We start from the raw sequence: 18,031 nt of genomic DNA on the forward strand, positions 1-18,031 counted from the left end.
GTCACCATTTCAGCAATATTGGTGCTCTCTTATATCAGAAAAATCCCGTACTTTTCTTTTTCATCAGCGAACTATTCTATTCATTTTTAGATTAATGTAATTAGACCAAAAAGTCAAGACTCATAGGAGCCATTTATTAATTAATTTACTATAATATAATTAATGGAGGTATTGTTATGAAAAATTTAAATAATGAATGGTTAAAACAATTACCATTTAAAACAATCAAAAGTCTAATACCTGTTTCTGGCGGTGATATAAATGATTCATACTATATGATTGCTGATAATCAAGAATATTTTATGAAAGTACAACCTAAGCGTGGTAAAAAATTCTTTGAACATGAAGTAGAAGGAATCCATTTATTATCACAAGCAGCAAAAGTTCCTAAAATAGTTACTTATGGAGAAATAGATAACGACGGATTTTTGATTCAAAAATGGCTTAATGTTAAAAGCAATGGCAATCAATATGAACTGGGCAAAATGGTCGCAAATGTTCATAAAATTACAAATAAGAAATTTGGTTTGGATCAAAATTTCGAACTAGGTAAAATTCCAAAAAATAATAAATGGAATTCTAGTTGGCAAAATTTTTATATTAATCAAAGGCTAGAACCATTAGTGAAAATGGCAACGAAAAACGGTCTATGGAACGATAATCGACAAATTAGCTTTGAAAGGTTAAAAAATTCATTTATAAAAAACGTAACACATGAGATTGTCCCCTCACTATTACATGGTGATTTATGGTCAGGAAACTTTACCTTTGATGAAAATAGTTATCCTATATTAATTGATCCAGATGTTTTTTACGGTGATCGTGAAATGGATATTGGAATAACAACTGTATTTGGTGGCTTTAGCCAACAATTCTATGAAGGTTATAATGATGAATATCCGCTTGATAAAGGATGGCAGCAAAGATTGATCTACTACCAATTTTATTATTTACTAGCACATTTAAATCTATTTGGTGAAACATATGGATTTGCCGTTGATAATATTTTAAATAAATTTATTTAAATTGATCATTTAAAAAATCATAATAGTTATTTATTTCCATCTCTGGATTACCTTTAGATTTAATAATATTATTGTTATCAAAAAGGCAACCTTTAATACCTGCATTATGCGAAGCATCAATATCTATTTTTCGATCACCAATCATTAAAGCATCGTTACGCTCAATATTATGTTTACTAATTAAATAATTCAAAGATTCTGGGTCAGGTTTTCTTTTGAAATCCTGACTTTTTGTAACAGTATCATCAAAAAAATTATTAAAATTAAATTTCTTTAAAAGTTCGATAGCTTTATTATCACGATGAGTTAACAAATAATTTTTACCATTATTTTTAATAATATTTGTTAAAACTTTATCCACATTCAAAAATGGTTTCGATATATTAATTTTGTCTTTTTCAATTGATTTATAGTTTGATTTCAATAAGCCTTCATCTAAATTAAATTCAGCTGAGAACTTTTGCAATGCAGTAGCTAAAGAATGTTGTCTCATCGTAACCAAAATATCATATTCATCAATTTCTAGTTCTTCAATATTCATTTTTTGCATAGCTAGTGAAAAACTTTTAGCCATAATAGGATAAGTATCAAAAAGAGTGCCATCAAAATCCCAGAATACATTTTTTTGCATATTTTTTATCTCCTAATTAAAAAAGAAGCCAATGGCTTCTTTTTATTTATTTTCAGTATCAAATATTATTGTAAATGGTCCGTCATTTTGTAAATCAACTTGCATATCTGCACCAAATTGACCATTTTTAACTGTGTTACCCGCTTTAACTAATTTTTCATTGAATAAATCGTACATTTCAGATGCAAACTTAGGATCACCAGCATCAATAAATGATGGACGATTTCCATGTTTAGTATTTGCATATAAAGTAAATTGAGAAATAGATAAAATTTCACCATTAACCGATGCAAGGTTTAAATTAGTTTTACCATTTTCATCCTCGAAAATTCTAATATTAGTAATTTTACGAACTAAATAGTCCAAATCTTCTTCAGAATCACCATCTTTAATACCAACAAATAACAAAAAACCTTTTTTAATACTATTAAACACTTTATTATCAATCGATACACTAGCATTGTTAACTCTTTGTAAAATAACTTTCAATCTTAAATAAACCTCCTTTATTTAAAGGGCCTTTTTACAAAATAAACGTCATGAACATTTTTAACATGATCCATAATCATCTTTAACTGATCCACATTTTTAACACTTACTTTTAAAGAAATCGTTACTGTTTTATCGTGAGCAACTTTTCCTTCAATTGAATTAATTTGTTTACATACACCGCTAACGTTTTTAATAACATCATTTAGCAGACTATTTCTGTTATAACCTTCAATTTGTAAATAAGCATTAAATAAAGTATGTGAATCTTCTGGAATTTCCCAATTAACTTTAACCAAACGTTCGTCATTTTCAATAACATTAGGACAATTGGAACGGTGAACAGAAACACCTCTACCCTTAGTAATATAACCAACAATTGGATCTCCAGGAATTGGTGCACAACAGTGGCTTAGCCGAATTAATAAATTATCAACATCTTTTATAACTACTCCATCGGATGCCTTGTTTAATTTACCTTTTTTTAAGTTACTATCGTTACTTTTTTCAATTGTTTGGTGATTTTCTAAAATATCTTTTTGTTCTTGCTCCTGACGTTGCTTTTCAGCATCATCTCTAATTTGGGAAGTTAAGATATTAACAATTCCATTAGGTTGTTTATTACCAAAACCAATTTCAGCATACATATCGTCAATTTGTTTATAATATGTGTCTTTAAGGACTCTATTAAGATTTTCTTTAGTTAAAACATCACCTAATGAAAAGCCATTATCTTTAATTGCTTTAGTTAATAACTCTTTACCAGCAATAATATTTTTTTCGCGATCTTTATGCTTGAAGAATTGTCTTATTTTATGTTTAGCACGACTAGTTGTTACCATATTTTCCCAATCTTTACTTGGACCAGTCGAGTTTACAGAAGTTAAAATTGTAACAATATTTCCAGTTTGAATTTTATAATCTAAAGGTTCGATTGTCCCATTTACCTTAGCACCAGTAGTATGATTACCAACATCTGTATGAACTAAATAAGCCATATCTAAAGGTGTTGAGCCTTTAGGCAATTCTAAAACATCCCCATTAGGAGTAAATGCATATACATGATCTCCAAATAATTCACCCTTAACTCCATCCATAAAGTCAGATGCATTATCAGTATCTTCTTGTAACTCAATAATTCGTTTAAACCAATTCAATCGATTATTGTCAGAAGTTGCTTGGACTTCATCGTTCATCCCTTCTTTATATGCCCAATGAGCAGCAACCCCATATTCAGCCACTTGGTGCATTTTTTTAGTTCTAATTTGAACTTCCAAAGGTTTACCACCTGGGCCAAAAACCGTTGTATGAAGTGATTGGTACATATTGGCTTTAGGCATTGCAATGTAATCTTTGAAACGACCAGGCATTGGTGACCATTTAGTATGAATTGCACCTAAAACAGCATAACAATCTTTAATAGAATCAACGATACATCTAACAGCTAATAGATCATAAATTTGACCAAATTTTTTATGTTTAATAACCATCTTACGATAAATTGAGTAAAGATGTTTAGGTCGACCATAAATTTCAACATTAGATAAGTTCATATCTTTAACTTGTTGTTTAACTTCTCTTACAGCTTCATTCACATAGGCAACTCTTTCATTCCGTTTCGAATTCATTAAGTGCACAATCTTATAATATTGTTGTGGATTTAAATAACGCAATGAAATATCTTCTAATTCCCACTTAATGGTTCCAATTCCTAAACGATCAGCTAGAGGAGCATAAATTTCTAAAGTTTCATTAGATATTCTTCTTTGTTTTTCTGGTCTTAAGTGCTCTAAAGTCCGCATATTATGAAGACGATCAGCTAACTTAACAATCATCACACGAATATCTGAGCACATTGCTAATAATAATTTTCTATGATTTTCGGCTAATTGTTCTCTACTAGATTTGTATTTAATTTTTCCTAGTTTGGTTACACCATCAACAATTAGTTCAATATTTTTGCCAAATAATTTTCTGATATCAGATAAAGTCGCATCAGTATCTTCAACTACATCATGCAATAGACCAGCACTAATAGTTTCTGGATCCATTCTCAAATCAGCTAAAATACTAGCGACTTGAATTGGGTGGACAATATATGGTTCACCAGACTGTCTAAATTGATTTTTATGACATTTTGCAGCATAACTATATGCTCTTTTAACTAAATTAACATGATCATTATTCATATAAGTTGAAAGTTCCTTGAATAAATCTTCTTCAGACCATACTTTATGTTTAGACATTTTAATCACTTCTTTTTATAATCATTTTTAACATTTTATCATACTTTTAATAAATCAAACCAAGTGGAAATCGAAGATAAAAAATATAGTGGTGCTGTTTCGGTTCTTAAAATTCTTGGCCCTAATCCACATGTTACATATCCATTATCTACCAATTTATTAACTTCGGCTGGTGAGATTCCACCTTCAGGGCCAAATAAGCAAACAACACTATCCTTCTCATTAGTATTTTTAAAAGATTTAATTAAATCAGAATGTTCGCCTTTTTTGGCTGATTCTTCATAAGCAATTAATTTATGATCAAAATTATTATTTAACAATTCGGAAATAGAATTAATATAACTAACATAAGGGATACGATTACGATGTGATTGTTCAGCTGCACTTCTGGTGATTTTGTTTAATCGATTAAGTTTTCTATCAACTTTATTATTTTTCCACTGAGCAATCGACCAATCAGTTGAAACAAAAATAATGTGATTAACTCCTAATTCAGTCGCTTTTTGCACAATCATCTCAGACTTTTCTTTCTTAGGTAATCCGCAAACAATTGTTACATCAACCGGTAATTCAACTTCATTATGTCTTTGTTTTAAAGTTTTGGCCAACTTATCATCTGAATTTGTAATCTCAGCAACAAATAAGTTATGATTTTGATCTACAATTTCAAATTTATCACCATTTTTAGATCTCAAAACTGATAAAAAATGATGAGCAATATCATCAGATATAATAAATTCTTCATTTTCTGATAGCTTTAGATTCGTAAAATAATGTTGCATCTTTTATTCACCATCCTTTTTTATATGTGCAATAATTCCTCGCCAATCATCTAAAGTCATAATTTGATCTATCTTAAATCCATTATTCTCCAATGTCTTATTAGTTAATGACAATTTTTCTTTGATAATTCCAGATATAATAATAATTCCTTGTTCATTTAAAATGTTTTTAGCCTGTGGAATTAAAGGTAATACGGCTTCTGGTAACATATTAGCTAAAATAACATCAAATTTTTCATTAACATCATCTAAAAGGCTGTTTTTAAAAACTTTAATGTCATCTTTATAACCATTTAATTCAATATTCACTTTAGCTGAATCAATTGCATCATCGTCGTAATCACAAGCTTTAACAGAATTAGCTCCCAATAATTTGGCTACAATACTTAAAATTCCAGATCCAGTGCCGACATCTATAACTGATTGATCTTCTCTTAAGTACATTTCCATTGCTTGCATACATAATTTTGTAGTTGGATGAACGCCTGTTCCAAAAGCTTTCTTAGGATTTAATTTAATAACCATTTCTTGATTAAATGATTTTTGATAATCTTCCCATAAAGGTGAGATCGTTAAATACTTAGTAATTCTAGTAGAATGATAATACTTTTCCCATTCTTTACTCCAGTTATCATCATTCAAATTTTCACTAAATACTTTTCCTTGGCCTGGGTTTAAACCAAAAGATTTTAAATTATCCACTCTTGATTGAATTGAGGAAATTTTATTTTTAATATCAAAAGTCTTTGGAAAATAAGAAGTAACTATTACTTTTTTATCTTCATTATTTAATTCAACGCCTAGCGATCCAAAGTCCATTAAAATGTTAACAATTGCATCTTGAGATTCATCATTAGTTATTACGGAAAGTTTTGTCCACTGCATTATTGTTCCCCTTTAATTTTCCATCCATAGTTATTTAAATCGATGTTTTGTTTTTTTGTTTTAGAAACATATGGATTTTTATCTACATAAAATCTTAGTTTCTTATTAGTTCAAATTCCCTTATTTTTTATACCTATTCTATTCGTAGAAATAATATTATTAGGTATATTAAATTCATAAGAATCCAAATACAAATGATTACAATTGATCATAGTACCATTTATAGTCTTATCAATTCCTAAAGCTTGAGTTAGTTTTCCAGGACCATTACTAATATTATATCCATGTTGGTTTCTATTCTCTAACATTGATTGATTTATTTCAATAGGTTGAATTGCTCTAATTAAAACTCCTTGCGGAACATTGGGATCTTGAGTAATAATATTTAATAAGTTTTGACCAAAAATACTATAAACATAAATAGTTCCTGCAGATAAATACATTGAATTATTTTTATCTGAATGATGACCCTTATATGAGTGACAGGCTTCATCTTCCACACCCAGATAAGCTTCTGTTTCAACAATATATCCGCTAAGACCATTAAAAGTTATTAAATGGCCAAGTAATTTTTTAGCAATACTAGTAGTGGAATTCATAGATAAAATGTTTTTAATATTGTTTTTAATATTGTCATTAATATAAATCACCTATCCTAATAATTTACAAAAAAGGTGCTCCAACTAATTGGATGCACCTTTTTTTGTTTCTTGAATTTTTAATTGTTTTAATTTATCTTCATGTTGCTTCAAGTGACCTTCTAAGTAAAGCAACAATGAATTTTCTTCTTTGAAAATTCTTGGATGTTTTTGCTTATGCAATCTTAGATCAATTTCATTAATTTTTTGACGGCCAGTCCATCGATGACCGTACCTAATAATTAATCGATTATTTAAATGTTTTTTACCAAATCTAAAAACATAAACATTATCCGGAGTCAGTAGTGGTCTGATATATGTTTTTTTATAATAATATCCATTTTCCCTTAAGAACTTTTTAGTTCTATTTAACATCTATCACACCTCCTGTTAATTTTATTTTATGTTTTATCTGTAAAACAAGAATCGCACATAAACTTATTTAATTAAATTTTATATTAAGTTAATTAAATTGTCTAGTTATTGATATTAAAAAAGTCTTGAAATTTTATACAAATAACAAGACCATTAAAGTTATTCTTTTGTGGAACCAACATCAATTGATTGATGCTTTAAGCTCTTGAAAACATAAGCATCTGCAATTCCAGTAATTCCTCCCTGGAAGAAGAAGGCAAATACAGTTCCCAGTCCAAAATTAGTAAATTGATGAGTAATAATAATAGCTATAATTGCCATAATTGTTGGTGGAATGTATGAAAACCACATAGCTTTAGCAGCATTCCCACCACAATATTTAAATCTAAGGATTTGCATCAAATCATCAGCTGGATGTAAGGCAATATTTACACGTTGATAAATCGAAATGGCGATTGCGATTAAAGCAACTCCAAAGAAATTTAAAAATACATATAAAATAATCATCCAAATACTGTGTGCTTCAGGTAACCATCCAGAAACTAATCCATTAAAGTAGTTAATCAATAATGAAAATGGTCCTAAGAAAGCAGCATTTCCAATAATTCTGGACCAACTCCAGTGGCCAACCAAAATAGCATTAAATACAGCAATCAACATACCTAAACCAAAGAATGCCCAGAATAATACCCATTGACCATTTCCCAATATAGCAAAGCCTAAGTTATTTTCTGCAGCTGTCCAATAAGCTGATCCTAAAAAAGAAGGATGAATTTTAGTACTAGTTACTAGAGTCAAAACATTTCCCATAGCATTAATTACTAATGAAACAACAAAATACATAATTGTACTAGTCCAAGAAATTGTTCTTGGAGATTTTGTTGACTTTTGAGCACTTGCGGATTCTTGCATAATAAATTACTCCTATCTATTAATTTCTTTCATATTGTGAATTAATTATCTATCAAATGTATAATTCACATATCAATATAAATTTATTAAAATAATTTAAACAAATAAAGCAAACATAATCACTATGAAATCAATAATTTTTAATTTTAAACAAATACATATGATTATTTTTCAATTGTGAACTTCATAACAAAATAAATTATAACTCATTTAATTAATAAAATAAAGGGTATTTTAAAAAAATGTAAGCGATTTTATAAATTATTTTCAAGCTTTTTATAGAGAACGTGAAATAAGTATCAAATAAAAATAAAAGTCGTTAAAGTAATCACTTTAACGACTTTTACAAATTAATTAATAAAGATCTTTGATATTAATCCAAAATTGTTGACTGTTTAATTGAATTAAAACATATTTCATTCCAATATTTTCGTTAAAATCAGGATCAGATAAGCTCATTATCTTACTTACAGTTACAAGATCATCTTTGTCATTATAGTTATGAGAGAAGTTAATATCATCATAGTCAGTAAAATCTTTTTGTAGATTCCATAATGAAGCACCATCATTAACTTTCATTTTTCCAGCCAATCCATATTTATTAATATCAGTATCAAAAGATTCTTTCATATTTTTATTATTTAAAAATTGTTCAGTAGCTCTTTTAGAAGAATTACCATCCATCCAAGGTGTAAACTTATCGACAAAATCTTTGTAATTGTCATTCATATTCCAGTTACCAGAAATAATATTATCTAACTCTTTAACTACACCATCGTTAGTTTGAACAATTTTACCTGGAGCCTCTTTAACAAAATCAAAGTAAAATCCTCTTATTTCACTAGCATAGGAATCTAAATCATAAGTGAAGAATATCATCGGACGTTTTAAAACAGCATAATCAAACATTACTGATGAATAGTCAGTAATTAAAGCATCACTAATTAAATATAACTCTGCAATATCTGGATAAAGACTTACATTCATAGCAATATCATCATAATCAGATAAATCTAAATTATTAGCAATTAAATAGTGAGTTCTAACTAAAATAATTAAGTCATTGCCAAAATGTTCTTTAATTTTATCTAAGTCTAAGTGTAACTTGGCAGTAAATTCATTAGCTTTTACATATTCATTATCACGCCAAGTAGGCGCATATAAAATAACTTTTTTATCAGATGAAATATTTAATGACGATTTAATTTCAGCAATGTCTTTCCATGATGAATTCACCAAAACATCGTTTCTGGGATACCCATCTAACATCATCTGATTAGAATTCATTCTGAATGCTCTTTGCATAATATTAGCTGAATACATATTAGGGGCAATCATTTTATCCCAACGGCGGTTATCTCTAAATACATCTTTATGATATTTTGCAGCTGTCATCCCGGGCATCGTAACCAAATCCACATCAGCAGCCAATGTTTTCAATGGTGTTCCATGCCAAGTCTGAATTAATTGAGTGCCCTTACCAGGCTTCCATCTAAATGGTCTTCTAACATTAGTAACAAAATATTTTGCTTTTGCTTGTTTTAAAATCCCACTATAACTAAATCTAACAATATATGGAATATTATTTTCTTTAAAATAGTCAACGTATTCTTTATTAACATTCCAGTACATCTTATATTCTGGATGATGTTTTAACATATATTCATAAATAGCTTTAGGATTGTCTGAATATTGAGTTCCAAAGAAACTTTCAAAAATAATAATATTCTTTTTAGACAAAATATTAGATAAACGATTCAAAATAGCTGCTTGTAAATAGTTTACTTTAAATAAATGACCGAATTTTCTAGATATTAAACGTTTTTCTGGCTCTTGATCTAAATCACTATTACGAGTAGATAAAACTGTTTCAATAACTTTTTTAGCAGCATCTCCATTTTGACCATACTGAGCAAATTTATTATAAAATTCAATTAATTTATCATGATAATTATCAGCAACCGAATCAAGATGTTGAATTCGGTTAATTAAATCATCCTCATTAAGCACTACAGGACCAGGAATTTCTTTATCATAATCTAAGTAAACTCCACGGTTTTCATCATCTAAATACCAATCTTTATCATAAGCATAGAAAATCATTGGACGTTTTAGATGAGCATAGTCAAACATTACTGATGAATAATCAGTGATCATTGCATCACTAATTAAATATAAATCATTAATATTATTATAATCACTTACATCGTAAACAAATCCAGGATTACTATAAAAACTATTAGAATGAGCAACAAAATAATGTAATCTAATTAGTAAAACATAATTGCTAGATAATTTAGCTTGCATTCGATCTAAATCTAACTGAAAATCAAAGCCTTCATTTTCACGATAAGTAGGTGCATATAAAATAACCTTCTTGTCTAATGGTATTCCTAATTTTTGCTTAATACTATTAATATAAAGATTATTATTATTAGTATATAGTTCATCGTTTCTAGGAAAACCAGATTTAATCACTTTTTGATCATAATCAAATGCATTAGTAGCAGTAGTAGCCATATAATCTGATGGCACTACTAAATAATCCCAACGACGATTTCTTTTAGCAAAACGATTTTGAACACCATGAGTAGCAAATTTAAAATGAGGTTCATCAAATCCCATATGTTTCAAGAAAGTTCCATGTAAAGTTTCAACTTCGACTTGGCCTTTTCTCTTTGCATAACGATTTGGCATATTAGTATTTTGAATAATATACTTAGAAACTGCTAAATAATACCAATACATAAAACTATTAACTTTTACTTTAGTAGCATTACCATTAATCGGCGTTTGTAGATTATTAAAGAACCAAACAGTTTTAATTTCTGGATGTTCATTTTTAACATATTCATACATTAATTTTTCATTACTATCAAACTTACTAGACCAATAACAGTCAAATACCATAATCTTTCTTAATGGTAAAAATCGCATAAAAGGATAAAGTAATGAATATGATAATGATCGAAATACTTTTTTAGAATCAATAAAACTAGAAAATGGTTGATTAATCTTTAATATTAAGTCACTACTATTATTATTTTGTACTTGATAATAAATTTTATCTTTACCATTAAATGGCATCATTTTTTTATCAATAAAATTTTGATCATTTGCTAGTAATCTAAATACCCTAATTTCATCGTTAACATATAAATATATTTTGAATAAATATTTACCAGATAAAACATACAATTGATTTTTTTCTTGATTAGTTAAAGGAATATCTAATGACAAAGTGTTGCCTTTTAACGATAAATTATTAGATTCAGTATCAAAAACTTCTCTAACCGTTTTATCGGTACTAATCATTTCAACTTTACTATTCTTAATAAGAACATCGTTAGCATCTATAATTTCTGGAATATTAATTGAAAGATTTAATAAATTATTATTATCAACATTAATACTATTAGTTTCAAATGGTGTATTTTCATAGACTACTTTAATACATTTTTTATTTCCATAAAAAATAGTGTAACTCATATCATCACTTGTATCAATTTGTTGATTTTCTTTATTTCGATCGAAATAATATGCAATTTGACTATTAGTAAATTTATCCTTAATTAATAAAGCTGATTTTCTTTTAAGTAAGTTATTAGACCATCCATTAGTATCAAATACAATATTTTCTTCATTAATCTTACCTTCAATAGACTCATCGTCACTAAATGATAATTCAGCAGTTATATTTTCAGTATTACAATTCTTAATATCAAAAACTAAATTGTTATTCGAAGTTAAAACATTAGAAATAATTGGAGTTTTAATATCCTTGTCGTAAATACTTTCAGCATTAATAACAAATTCTCCAACATTATTAAAACGATAATTTACTCCAACATGATTTTGTTCATTAATAAATGGTAAAACAAACTTGCGATTAGTCTTACGATTAGGAGAGGCAACATAACGACTAACTAAATATTTATTATCAATAACATCAGTTAATAAAACTTTCCATGTCCCTAAACCTAATTTATTAGTTGCCGTATTTAAATCAAATTCAAATTGATATTTAGCATTAGTCCATTTACCACGAGCATTTAATAATCTTTGCGATAAAGAAGTCTTAGGCCTAAATAATGATATCTTCATTTCTTTATTATTATCAATATTAACTAACTTAGCAGAAAATAATTCATTTACATTACCCAATCCTAAAAATTTCTTTGATAATCTCATATTTCTAAAAATAAAGTAACCTTTACCAATAAAATGACCATTGTCGTCAACATTATAACTACTAATTTTTTGGCTTATTTTAGCATTATCATTGCTAAATTCTATCATGTTAGAAAATTCGTCACTATATTCAAAAATTTCCGGCATATAAAATTTATATGATAATCCATGAAATCCTTTTTTAAAATGACCAACCGATTGACGATACGTATAAGTATCCAAAATATTAAATTGACCATTCTTCAAAGCGTAATAAATTACTTGTTGCTTTACAGGCAAGCTTTTCATCGCTTTAGAGTCCCATAAATTCCAATCACGAAGAAATTTATAAACCATTTCTTGTGCCGTATAAATATAACTTTCTTCATTATCACCTAAGTTTTCAATAAATATAAAAATATCTAAAAATAAAACTTTATATTTAAGATCTTTGAATAAAGAGCTATTTTCACCTTGTCCAAAGTTTTTTAACATTTCTTTACACATTTTCAAGGCATCTAGACGACTTTTAAAATTGGATAAAGCACTTCTACTTTGCGTAATAGAGTCGTTACTTTCACGCCAACGCCAGTTATAAACAACATCTTCTATGATGTCAGTTTCTTTAGATTTTAAATGGACTTGTAGAGTAAAAGGAATATCTTCATAAATAATACCTTCTATAAATTTAATATTATTGTTCAATAAAAAATCTAGACGATATAATTTATTCCAAACCGTTGTATCATACAAAAGATCATGATTATCAAAAATATTAGTGTTGTCTGAATTATCATGGATTGCAAAAGAATGTAAATAGGAATTTTTATAACGATTTTTGTCGAAACGTTTTACGAAACCTACTACAACATCTGAATTATTTTGTTTAGACTTATAAGTTAACTTTGAATATGCATCTTCAGGTACAATATCATCACCATCAACAAATGCAATGTACTTTCCCTTAGCATTGTTAATTCCATAATTTCTGGTTGAACTAATACCACCATTTTCTTTATGTAATGCTTTAAAAGAGTCATATTTTTCTTCATATTGATCAATAATTGATGAAGTATCATCAGTAGAACCATCATCAATCATTAATACTTCCATATTTTCTTTAGGAAAATCGGTTTGTGCAATAGATTCTAAACAATCTTCAACATAATCTTGAACATTGTAACAAGCAACTATTACAGATAAATATGGTTTATTCATATTTAATACCTCTCCTTAATTTATTAATAAAATAGTAAAATAAAAATACTAATTAAGATAGTTAAGTATAATTAAAATAAATACATATAATAATTATATCATTAATAAAACTATTTTTAATTAGTATTTAAAGTAAAATCAATTATTTTGATTTGGTAAAATAAGATTTAATAATACACCAATAATTGTAGCAACGGCTAATCCATTAAGTGGTAAAGTTCCTATATTTAAAGTGAAGCCACCTACTCCAATGACTAGAATGGATGATACAATCATCAAATTACGATTGGAATTCATATCAATTTTATTTTCTACTAGAATTTTAATTCCACTAGATGCAATTGTTCCAAATAACAAGAAGCTTATTCCACCAATTACAGGTAACGGCATTTGCATAATAATTACATTCAATTTATTGATAAAAGAAAATAAAATCGCAAAAGTGGCAGCTCCAATCAGTACATAAACACTATGGATTTTAGTGATTGCCATAACACCAATATTTTCACCATAACTAGTGACAGCGGGGCCTCCAACCAATCCGGCAAATATTGATGCAGCTCCATCACCACTCAAAGTTCGGTTTAAACCAGGATTTTGAAAATAATTACGTCTCGTTAATTCATTTAAAACCATAATATGGCCCAAATGTTCAGTAATAGTTACAAATGCGATTGGAGCAATTGCTAATATTGCTCCCCATTCAAAATGAAAATTATATGATATAAAAGGAAATTCAAATTTAGGCATTGCAAACCAGGGGGCATTAGCAATAGTAGTTAAATTCACTTCACCTAAAAAAATAGAAATTACATATCCACAAACTATTGCTAATAGTATTGGCATAAAACCAAGAAAACCTTTTATATAAATATTAAAGAAGATAGCCAATAATAGAGTAACAATGGCAATAAAAACAAATTTAAGATTATATTGTCCATTTTTTAACATCGCATCATTAGCAGCGCTCCCTGCTAATGAAAGACCTATTACAATGACAATTGGTCCAACAACAACTTCTGGCAAAACTTTATTAATCCATTTAGAGCCAAAAAAGCAAATCATTAAAGCAACTATTAAATATATTAATCCGACAGAAATGACCCCCTGTGCGATTCCCGGATAACCAGTTGTTTGCATTAAATATTTCATTGGTACAATAAAAGCAAAACTGGAACCCATGTATGCAGGAATTTTCTTTTTGGTAATTAATATATGCAATAAAGTTCCTACCCCAGAAGTAAATAAAGCAATACTTGGACTTAAGCCAACTAGTAAAGGAACAATAACTGTACTGCCAAACATTGAAAACAAATGTTGCATTGATAATCCCAACCATAGCCAAAATCCTGGTTTTTCATCAACATCTAAAATTACATCTTTATTTTTATTCAAAATGAATACCACCTTAATGATTAATTAAGAGTATTAACTTAGTAAAAAAGTCTACTTATCCATTAGATTAAGTAGACTTTACACAAAAAACAAATGAATATCTTAATAGTCTCACGGGACCAAGTTAAAGACTCTATTTTATTATATTATTTACTTCCTTTTTCTTCTTCATCAGTTTGGAGAACTGCCATAAATGCTGCTTGTGGAATTTCAACTTTACCGACAGCTTTCATACGTTTTTTACCAGCTTTTTGCTTTTCGAGTAATTTCATTCTTCTAGTACGATCACCACCGTACAAATGAGCAGTAACATCTTTACGATAAGCCTTAATATTAGTTCTAGCAATAACTTTAGCACCAATAGTTGCTTGAACGGGAATTTCAAAGTTTTGTCTAGGAATAATCCCCTTAAGTTTATTTACAATCACTCTTCCACGATTAGCAGCAAATGAACGATGAGAAATAAAACTCAAAGCATCAACTTTTTCACTATTTAAAAGAATATCAATTTTAACCAAATCGGATGGTTTATAGTCACTAAGTTCATAATCTAATGATGCATAGCCTCTAGTTGCTGATTTTAGTTTATCAAAAAAGTCAAAAATAATTTCAGATAATGGAATAAAATAAACAACATTAACACGATAATCATCAATATATTCCATTGTGTCAAATTGACCACGACGATCCTGACAAAGTTCCATAACTGGGCCAACATAATCATTAGGAACCATAACTGTAGCTTTTACAAATGGTTCTTGAACTTGTCTTATTTCAGAAGAATCGGGCATTTCAGATGGGTTTTCAACATCCTTAACCTCATTATCAGTAGTTTCTACATGATAAGTAACAGATGGCGCCGTAGTAATTAAATCAAGATTAAATTCACGTTCCAGTCTTTCTTGGACAACATCCATGTGTAATAATCCTAAAAATCCACAACGAAAACCAAAACCAAGTGCTTGAGAAGATTCAGGTTCAAATTCTAATGCTGCATCATTTAGTTTTAATTTTTCTAGGGCTTCCCTTAAGTCACTAAATTTAGCATTATCGGTTGGATATAATCCAGAATAAACCATCGGTTCCATTTCACGATAACCAGGTAGTGCTTCTTCAGCCGGATTATCTACATTGGTAATTGTATCACCAACACGGGTTTGGTTAATATCTTTAATACTTGCTGTTATATAACCTACATCCCCAGACATCAAATAATCTCTTTGAACAGGATGTGGAGAGTTAACCCCTACTTCAGTGACTTCATATTCACTGCCACTATTCATTAGTCTAATTTTATCACCAGGTTTAACAACCCCATTATATAGACGAACACTCAGTACCACTCCACGGTAATCATCGTAAACAGAATCAAAAACTAGCGCTTTCAAAGGAGTATCGATATCTCCTTGTGGCGCTGGAATTTCATGAACAATTTTCTCCATTAATTCTTCAATACCAATTCCTTTTTTAGCACTTGCTAACACAGCGTCATCTGCATCAAGACCAATAATATCTTCAATTTCTTTTTTCACGACATCAGGTTGGGCAGAAGGCAAATCAACTTTATTAATAACTGGGACAATTTCTAAATCATCATCAATTGCTAAATATACGTTGGCAAGTGTTTGAGCTTCAACACCTTGAGCTGCATCAACTACTAAAATAGCACCTTCACAAGCAGCAAGACTTCTGGAAACTTCATAAGAAAAATCAACATGCCCAGGAGTATCAATTAAATGGAATTCATAATCGTGCCCATCTTTTGAATGATAAGTTAATTCAACTGCATTCAACTTAATTGTAATTCCACGTTCTCTTTCCAATTCCATATTATCAAGGAGCTGACTTTGCATATCACGTTTAGCAACTGTATCAGTCATTTCCAAAATACGATCAGCTAAAGTTGATTTACCATGATCGATATGCGCAACAATTGAAAAATTACGAATGTATTTTTGGTGCTCCTTCATCTTATTTATATCCATATTTAATTCCTACTTTCAACTGGTTAATTATTATAATTAATTATAACAACACGAAACATAATGCACAAATTAAAAAAGAGTTGATACTTCAATGTATCAACTCCCTTATTGAATTACTTTTTACCACTAATAGCATCTTTCATTTTTTCAAAGAAGCCACCGTTTTTATAATCCTTTTCGCCACTAGCTTCAGCAAAAGCTTTCAAAGCTTGTTTTTGATCATGGTTTAGATTTTTAGGTGTAGCAATGTTAACTGTAACTAATTGATCACCTTTACCACTGCTATTTAACTTTTGAACACCCTTATCACGTAGTCTAAAGGTAGTACCTGATTTAGTACCAGCTGGAATAGTTAATTTAACATCACCATAAACGGTTTTAACATCAATTTCACTACCTAAAGTTGCCTTTACAAATGAAATTGGTTGTTTATAGTTTAAATTATATCCATGACGTTCGAAGTCTGGACTAGGCTTTACTTGGAATACAATAAATAAGTCACCGTATGGTCCACCGTTAGTCCCGGCTTCACCTTGATTTTGTAATCTCATTTGTTGCCCGTCATCAACACCAGCAGGAATATTAACTTCTACTTCATGACTTTCTTGTTTATGACCTGATCCACCACAAGTAGGGCATTTTTCTTTAATTTCCTTACCAGTACCATTACATACAGGACAAGGATGTTGAGTTTGCATTCTGCCTAAAGGTGTATTTTGAACAGAAGTTACATAACCGCTACCACTACAATTATGACAAGTTTCAGGATGAGTACCTGGCTTTGCTCCAGATCCATTACAAGTATCACATTGTGCTTCACGATTATATCTAATGGTAGTCTTTTTACCAAAAATAGCATCTTCAAACTTTAATGTCATTTGATATTGTAAATCACGACCAGGTTTAGGTGCATTAGGATCTCGACGAGATCTTTGTCCACCGCCACCAAAGAATTGACTAAAGATATCATCGAAGCCGCCACCAGTGCCACCGAAGCCTCCAAAGCCTCCGGCACCACCAGCACCGCCACCAAAGCCACCACCGGCTGGGCCATCTGCTGATCCAAATTGATCGTAGTTTTGACGCTTTTGTTCATCACTTAAAACTTCATAGGCTTCATTAATTTCTTTAAATTTCTTTTCAGCCCCTGGAGCTTTATTAATATCGGGATGATACTTTTTTGACATTTTTCTATATGCATGTTTTATATCGTCTTGGCTAGCATCTTTAGATATACCAAGAGTAGCATAATAATCTTTTTCAGCCATTTTTATCCCCCA

13 protein-coding genes are annotated in these 18,031 nt (G+C 29.2%); 1 reads left to right on the forward strand and 12 read right to left on the reverse strand.

The features are described 5' to 3' along the window. Nucleotides 1–176 precede the first annotated feature (176 nt). Complete coding sequence (locus MOO46_RS02395; protein WP_249511426.1) at nt 177–1,025, forward strand: fructosamine kinase family protein; 849 nt, start codon at nt 177–179, stop codon at nt 1,023–1,025. Here the strand turns inward: MOO46_RS02395 and MOO46_RS02400 are convergent. The 12 genes from MOO46_RS02400 to dnaJ form a co-directional block, all read right to left on the reverse strand. Continuing rightward, on the reverse strand, nt 1,018–1,656 hold the full coding sequence (locus MOO46_RS02400; protein WP_249511427.1) for an HAD-IA family hydrolase: 639 nt from the start codon (nt 1,654–1,656) through the stop codon (nt 1,018–1,020). The two genes, MOO46_RS02395 and MOO46_RS02400, sit on opposite strands and share 8 nt — an antisense overlap. A gap of 42 nt (nt 1,657–1,698) precedes the next feature. After that, nucleotides 1,699–2,145 carry a D-aminoacyl-tRNA deacylase gene (dtd, locus tag MOO46_RS02405; RefSeq protein WP_249511428.1) on the reverse strand — a complete coding sequence of 149 codons (447 nt, stop codon included), beginning with the start codon at nt 2,143–2,145 and terminating at the stop codon, nt 1,699–1,701. Nucleotides 2,146–2,162: 17 nt separating this feature from the next. Next, entirely contained in the window at nt 2,163–4,391 is a 2,229-nt protein-coding gene (locus tag MOO46_RS02410) for a RelA/SpoT family protein (RefSeq protein WP_249511429.1), read from the reverse strand. A 38-nt stretch (nt 4,392–4,429) separates the two neighbouring features. Continuing rightward, nucleotides 4,430–5,173 carry a 16S rRNA (uracil(1498)-N(3))-methyltransferase gene (locus MOO46_RS02415; protein ID WP_249511430.1) on the reverse strand — a complete coding sequence of 248 codons (744 nt, stop codon included), beginning with the start codon at nt 5,171–5,173 and terminating at the stop codon, nt 4,430–4,432. Nucleotides 5,174–5,176: 3 nt separating this feature from the next. Next, nucleotides 5,177–6,058, reverse strand: a complete 882-nt coding sequence (prmA, locus tag MOO46_RS02420; RefSeq protein ID WP_249511431.1) for a 50S ribosomal protein L11 methyltransferase — start codon at nt 6,056–6,058, stop codon at nt 5,177–5,179. Nucleotides 6,059–6,168: 110 nt separating this feature from the next. Further along, complete coding sequence (locus MOO46_RS02425) at nt 6,169–6,708, reverse strand: DNA-3-methyladenine glycosylase (RefSeq protein WP_249511432.1); 540 nt, start codon at nt 6,706–6,708, stop codon at nt 6,169–6,171. Between the two features lie 33 nt (nt 6,709–6,741). Further along, nucleotides 6,742–7,071, reverse strand: a complete 330-nt coding sequence (locus tag MOO46_RS02430) for a hypothetical protein (protein WP_249511433.1) — start codon at nt 7,069–7,071, stop codon at nt 6,742–6,744. Between the two features lie 159 nt (nt 7,072–7,230). Beyond that, nucleotides 7,231–7,983 carry a fructose permease gene (locus tag MOO46_RS02435; RefSeq protein ID WP_249511434.1) on the reverse strand — a complete coding sequence of 251 codons (753 nt, stop codon included), beginning with the start codon at nt 7,981–7,983 and terminating at the stop codon, nt 7,231–7,233. Between the two features lie 354 nt (nt 7,984–8,337). Then, complete coding sequence (locus MOO46_RS02440; protein ID WP_249511435.1) at nt 8,338–13,371, reverse strand: bifunctional glycosyltransferase/CDP-glycerol:glycerophosphate glycerophosphotransferase; 5,034 nt, start codon at nt 13,369–13,371, stop codon at nt 8,338–8,340. A 138-nt stretch (nt 13,372–13,509) separates the two neighbouring features. Continuing rightward, nucleotides 13,510–14,766 (reverse strand): solute carrier family 23 protein, encoded by a 1,257-nt coding sequence (locus MOO46_RS02445; protein WP_249511436.1) that lies wholly within the window; start codon nt 14,764–14,766, stop codon nt 13,510–13,512. Between the two features lie 146 nt (nt 14,767–14,912). Next, entirely contained in the window at nt 14,913–16,751 is a 1,839-nt protein-coding gene (lepA, locus tag MOO46_RS02450) for a translation elongation factor 4 (protein WP_249511437.1), read from the reverse strand. Between the two features lie 113 nt (nt 16,752–16,864). Next, entirely contained in the window at nt 16,865–18,019 is a 1,155-nt protein-coding gene (gene dnaJ / locus MOO46_RS02455) for a molecular chaperone DnaJ (protein ID WP_249511438.1), read from the reverse strand. Nucleotides 18,020–18,031 lie beyond the last annotated feature (12 nt).

The organism is Apilactobacillus apisilvae, from assembly GCF_023380225.1.
Classification (GTDB): domain Bacteria; phylum Bacillota; class Bacilli; order Lactobacillales; family Lactobacillaceae; genus Apilactobacillus; species Apilactobacillus apisilvae.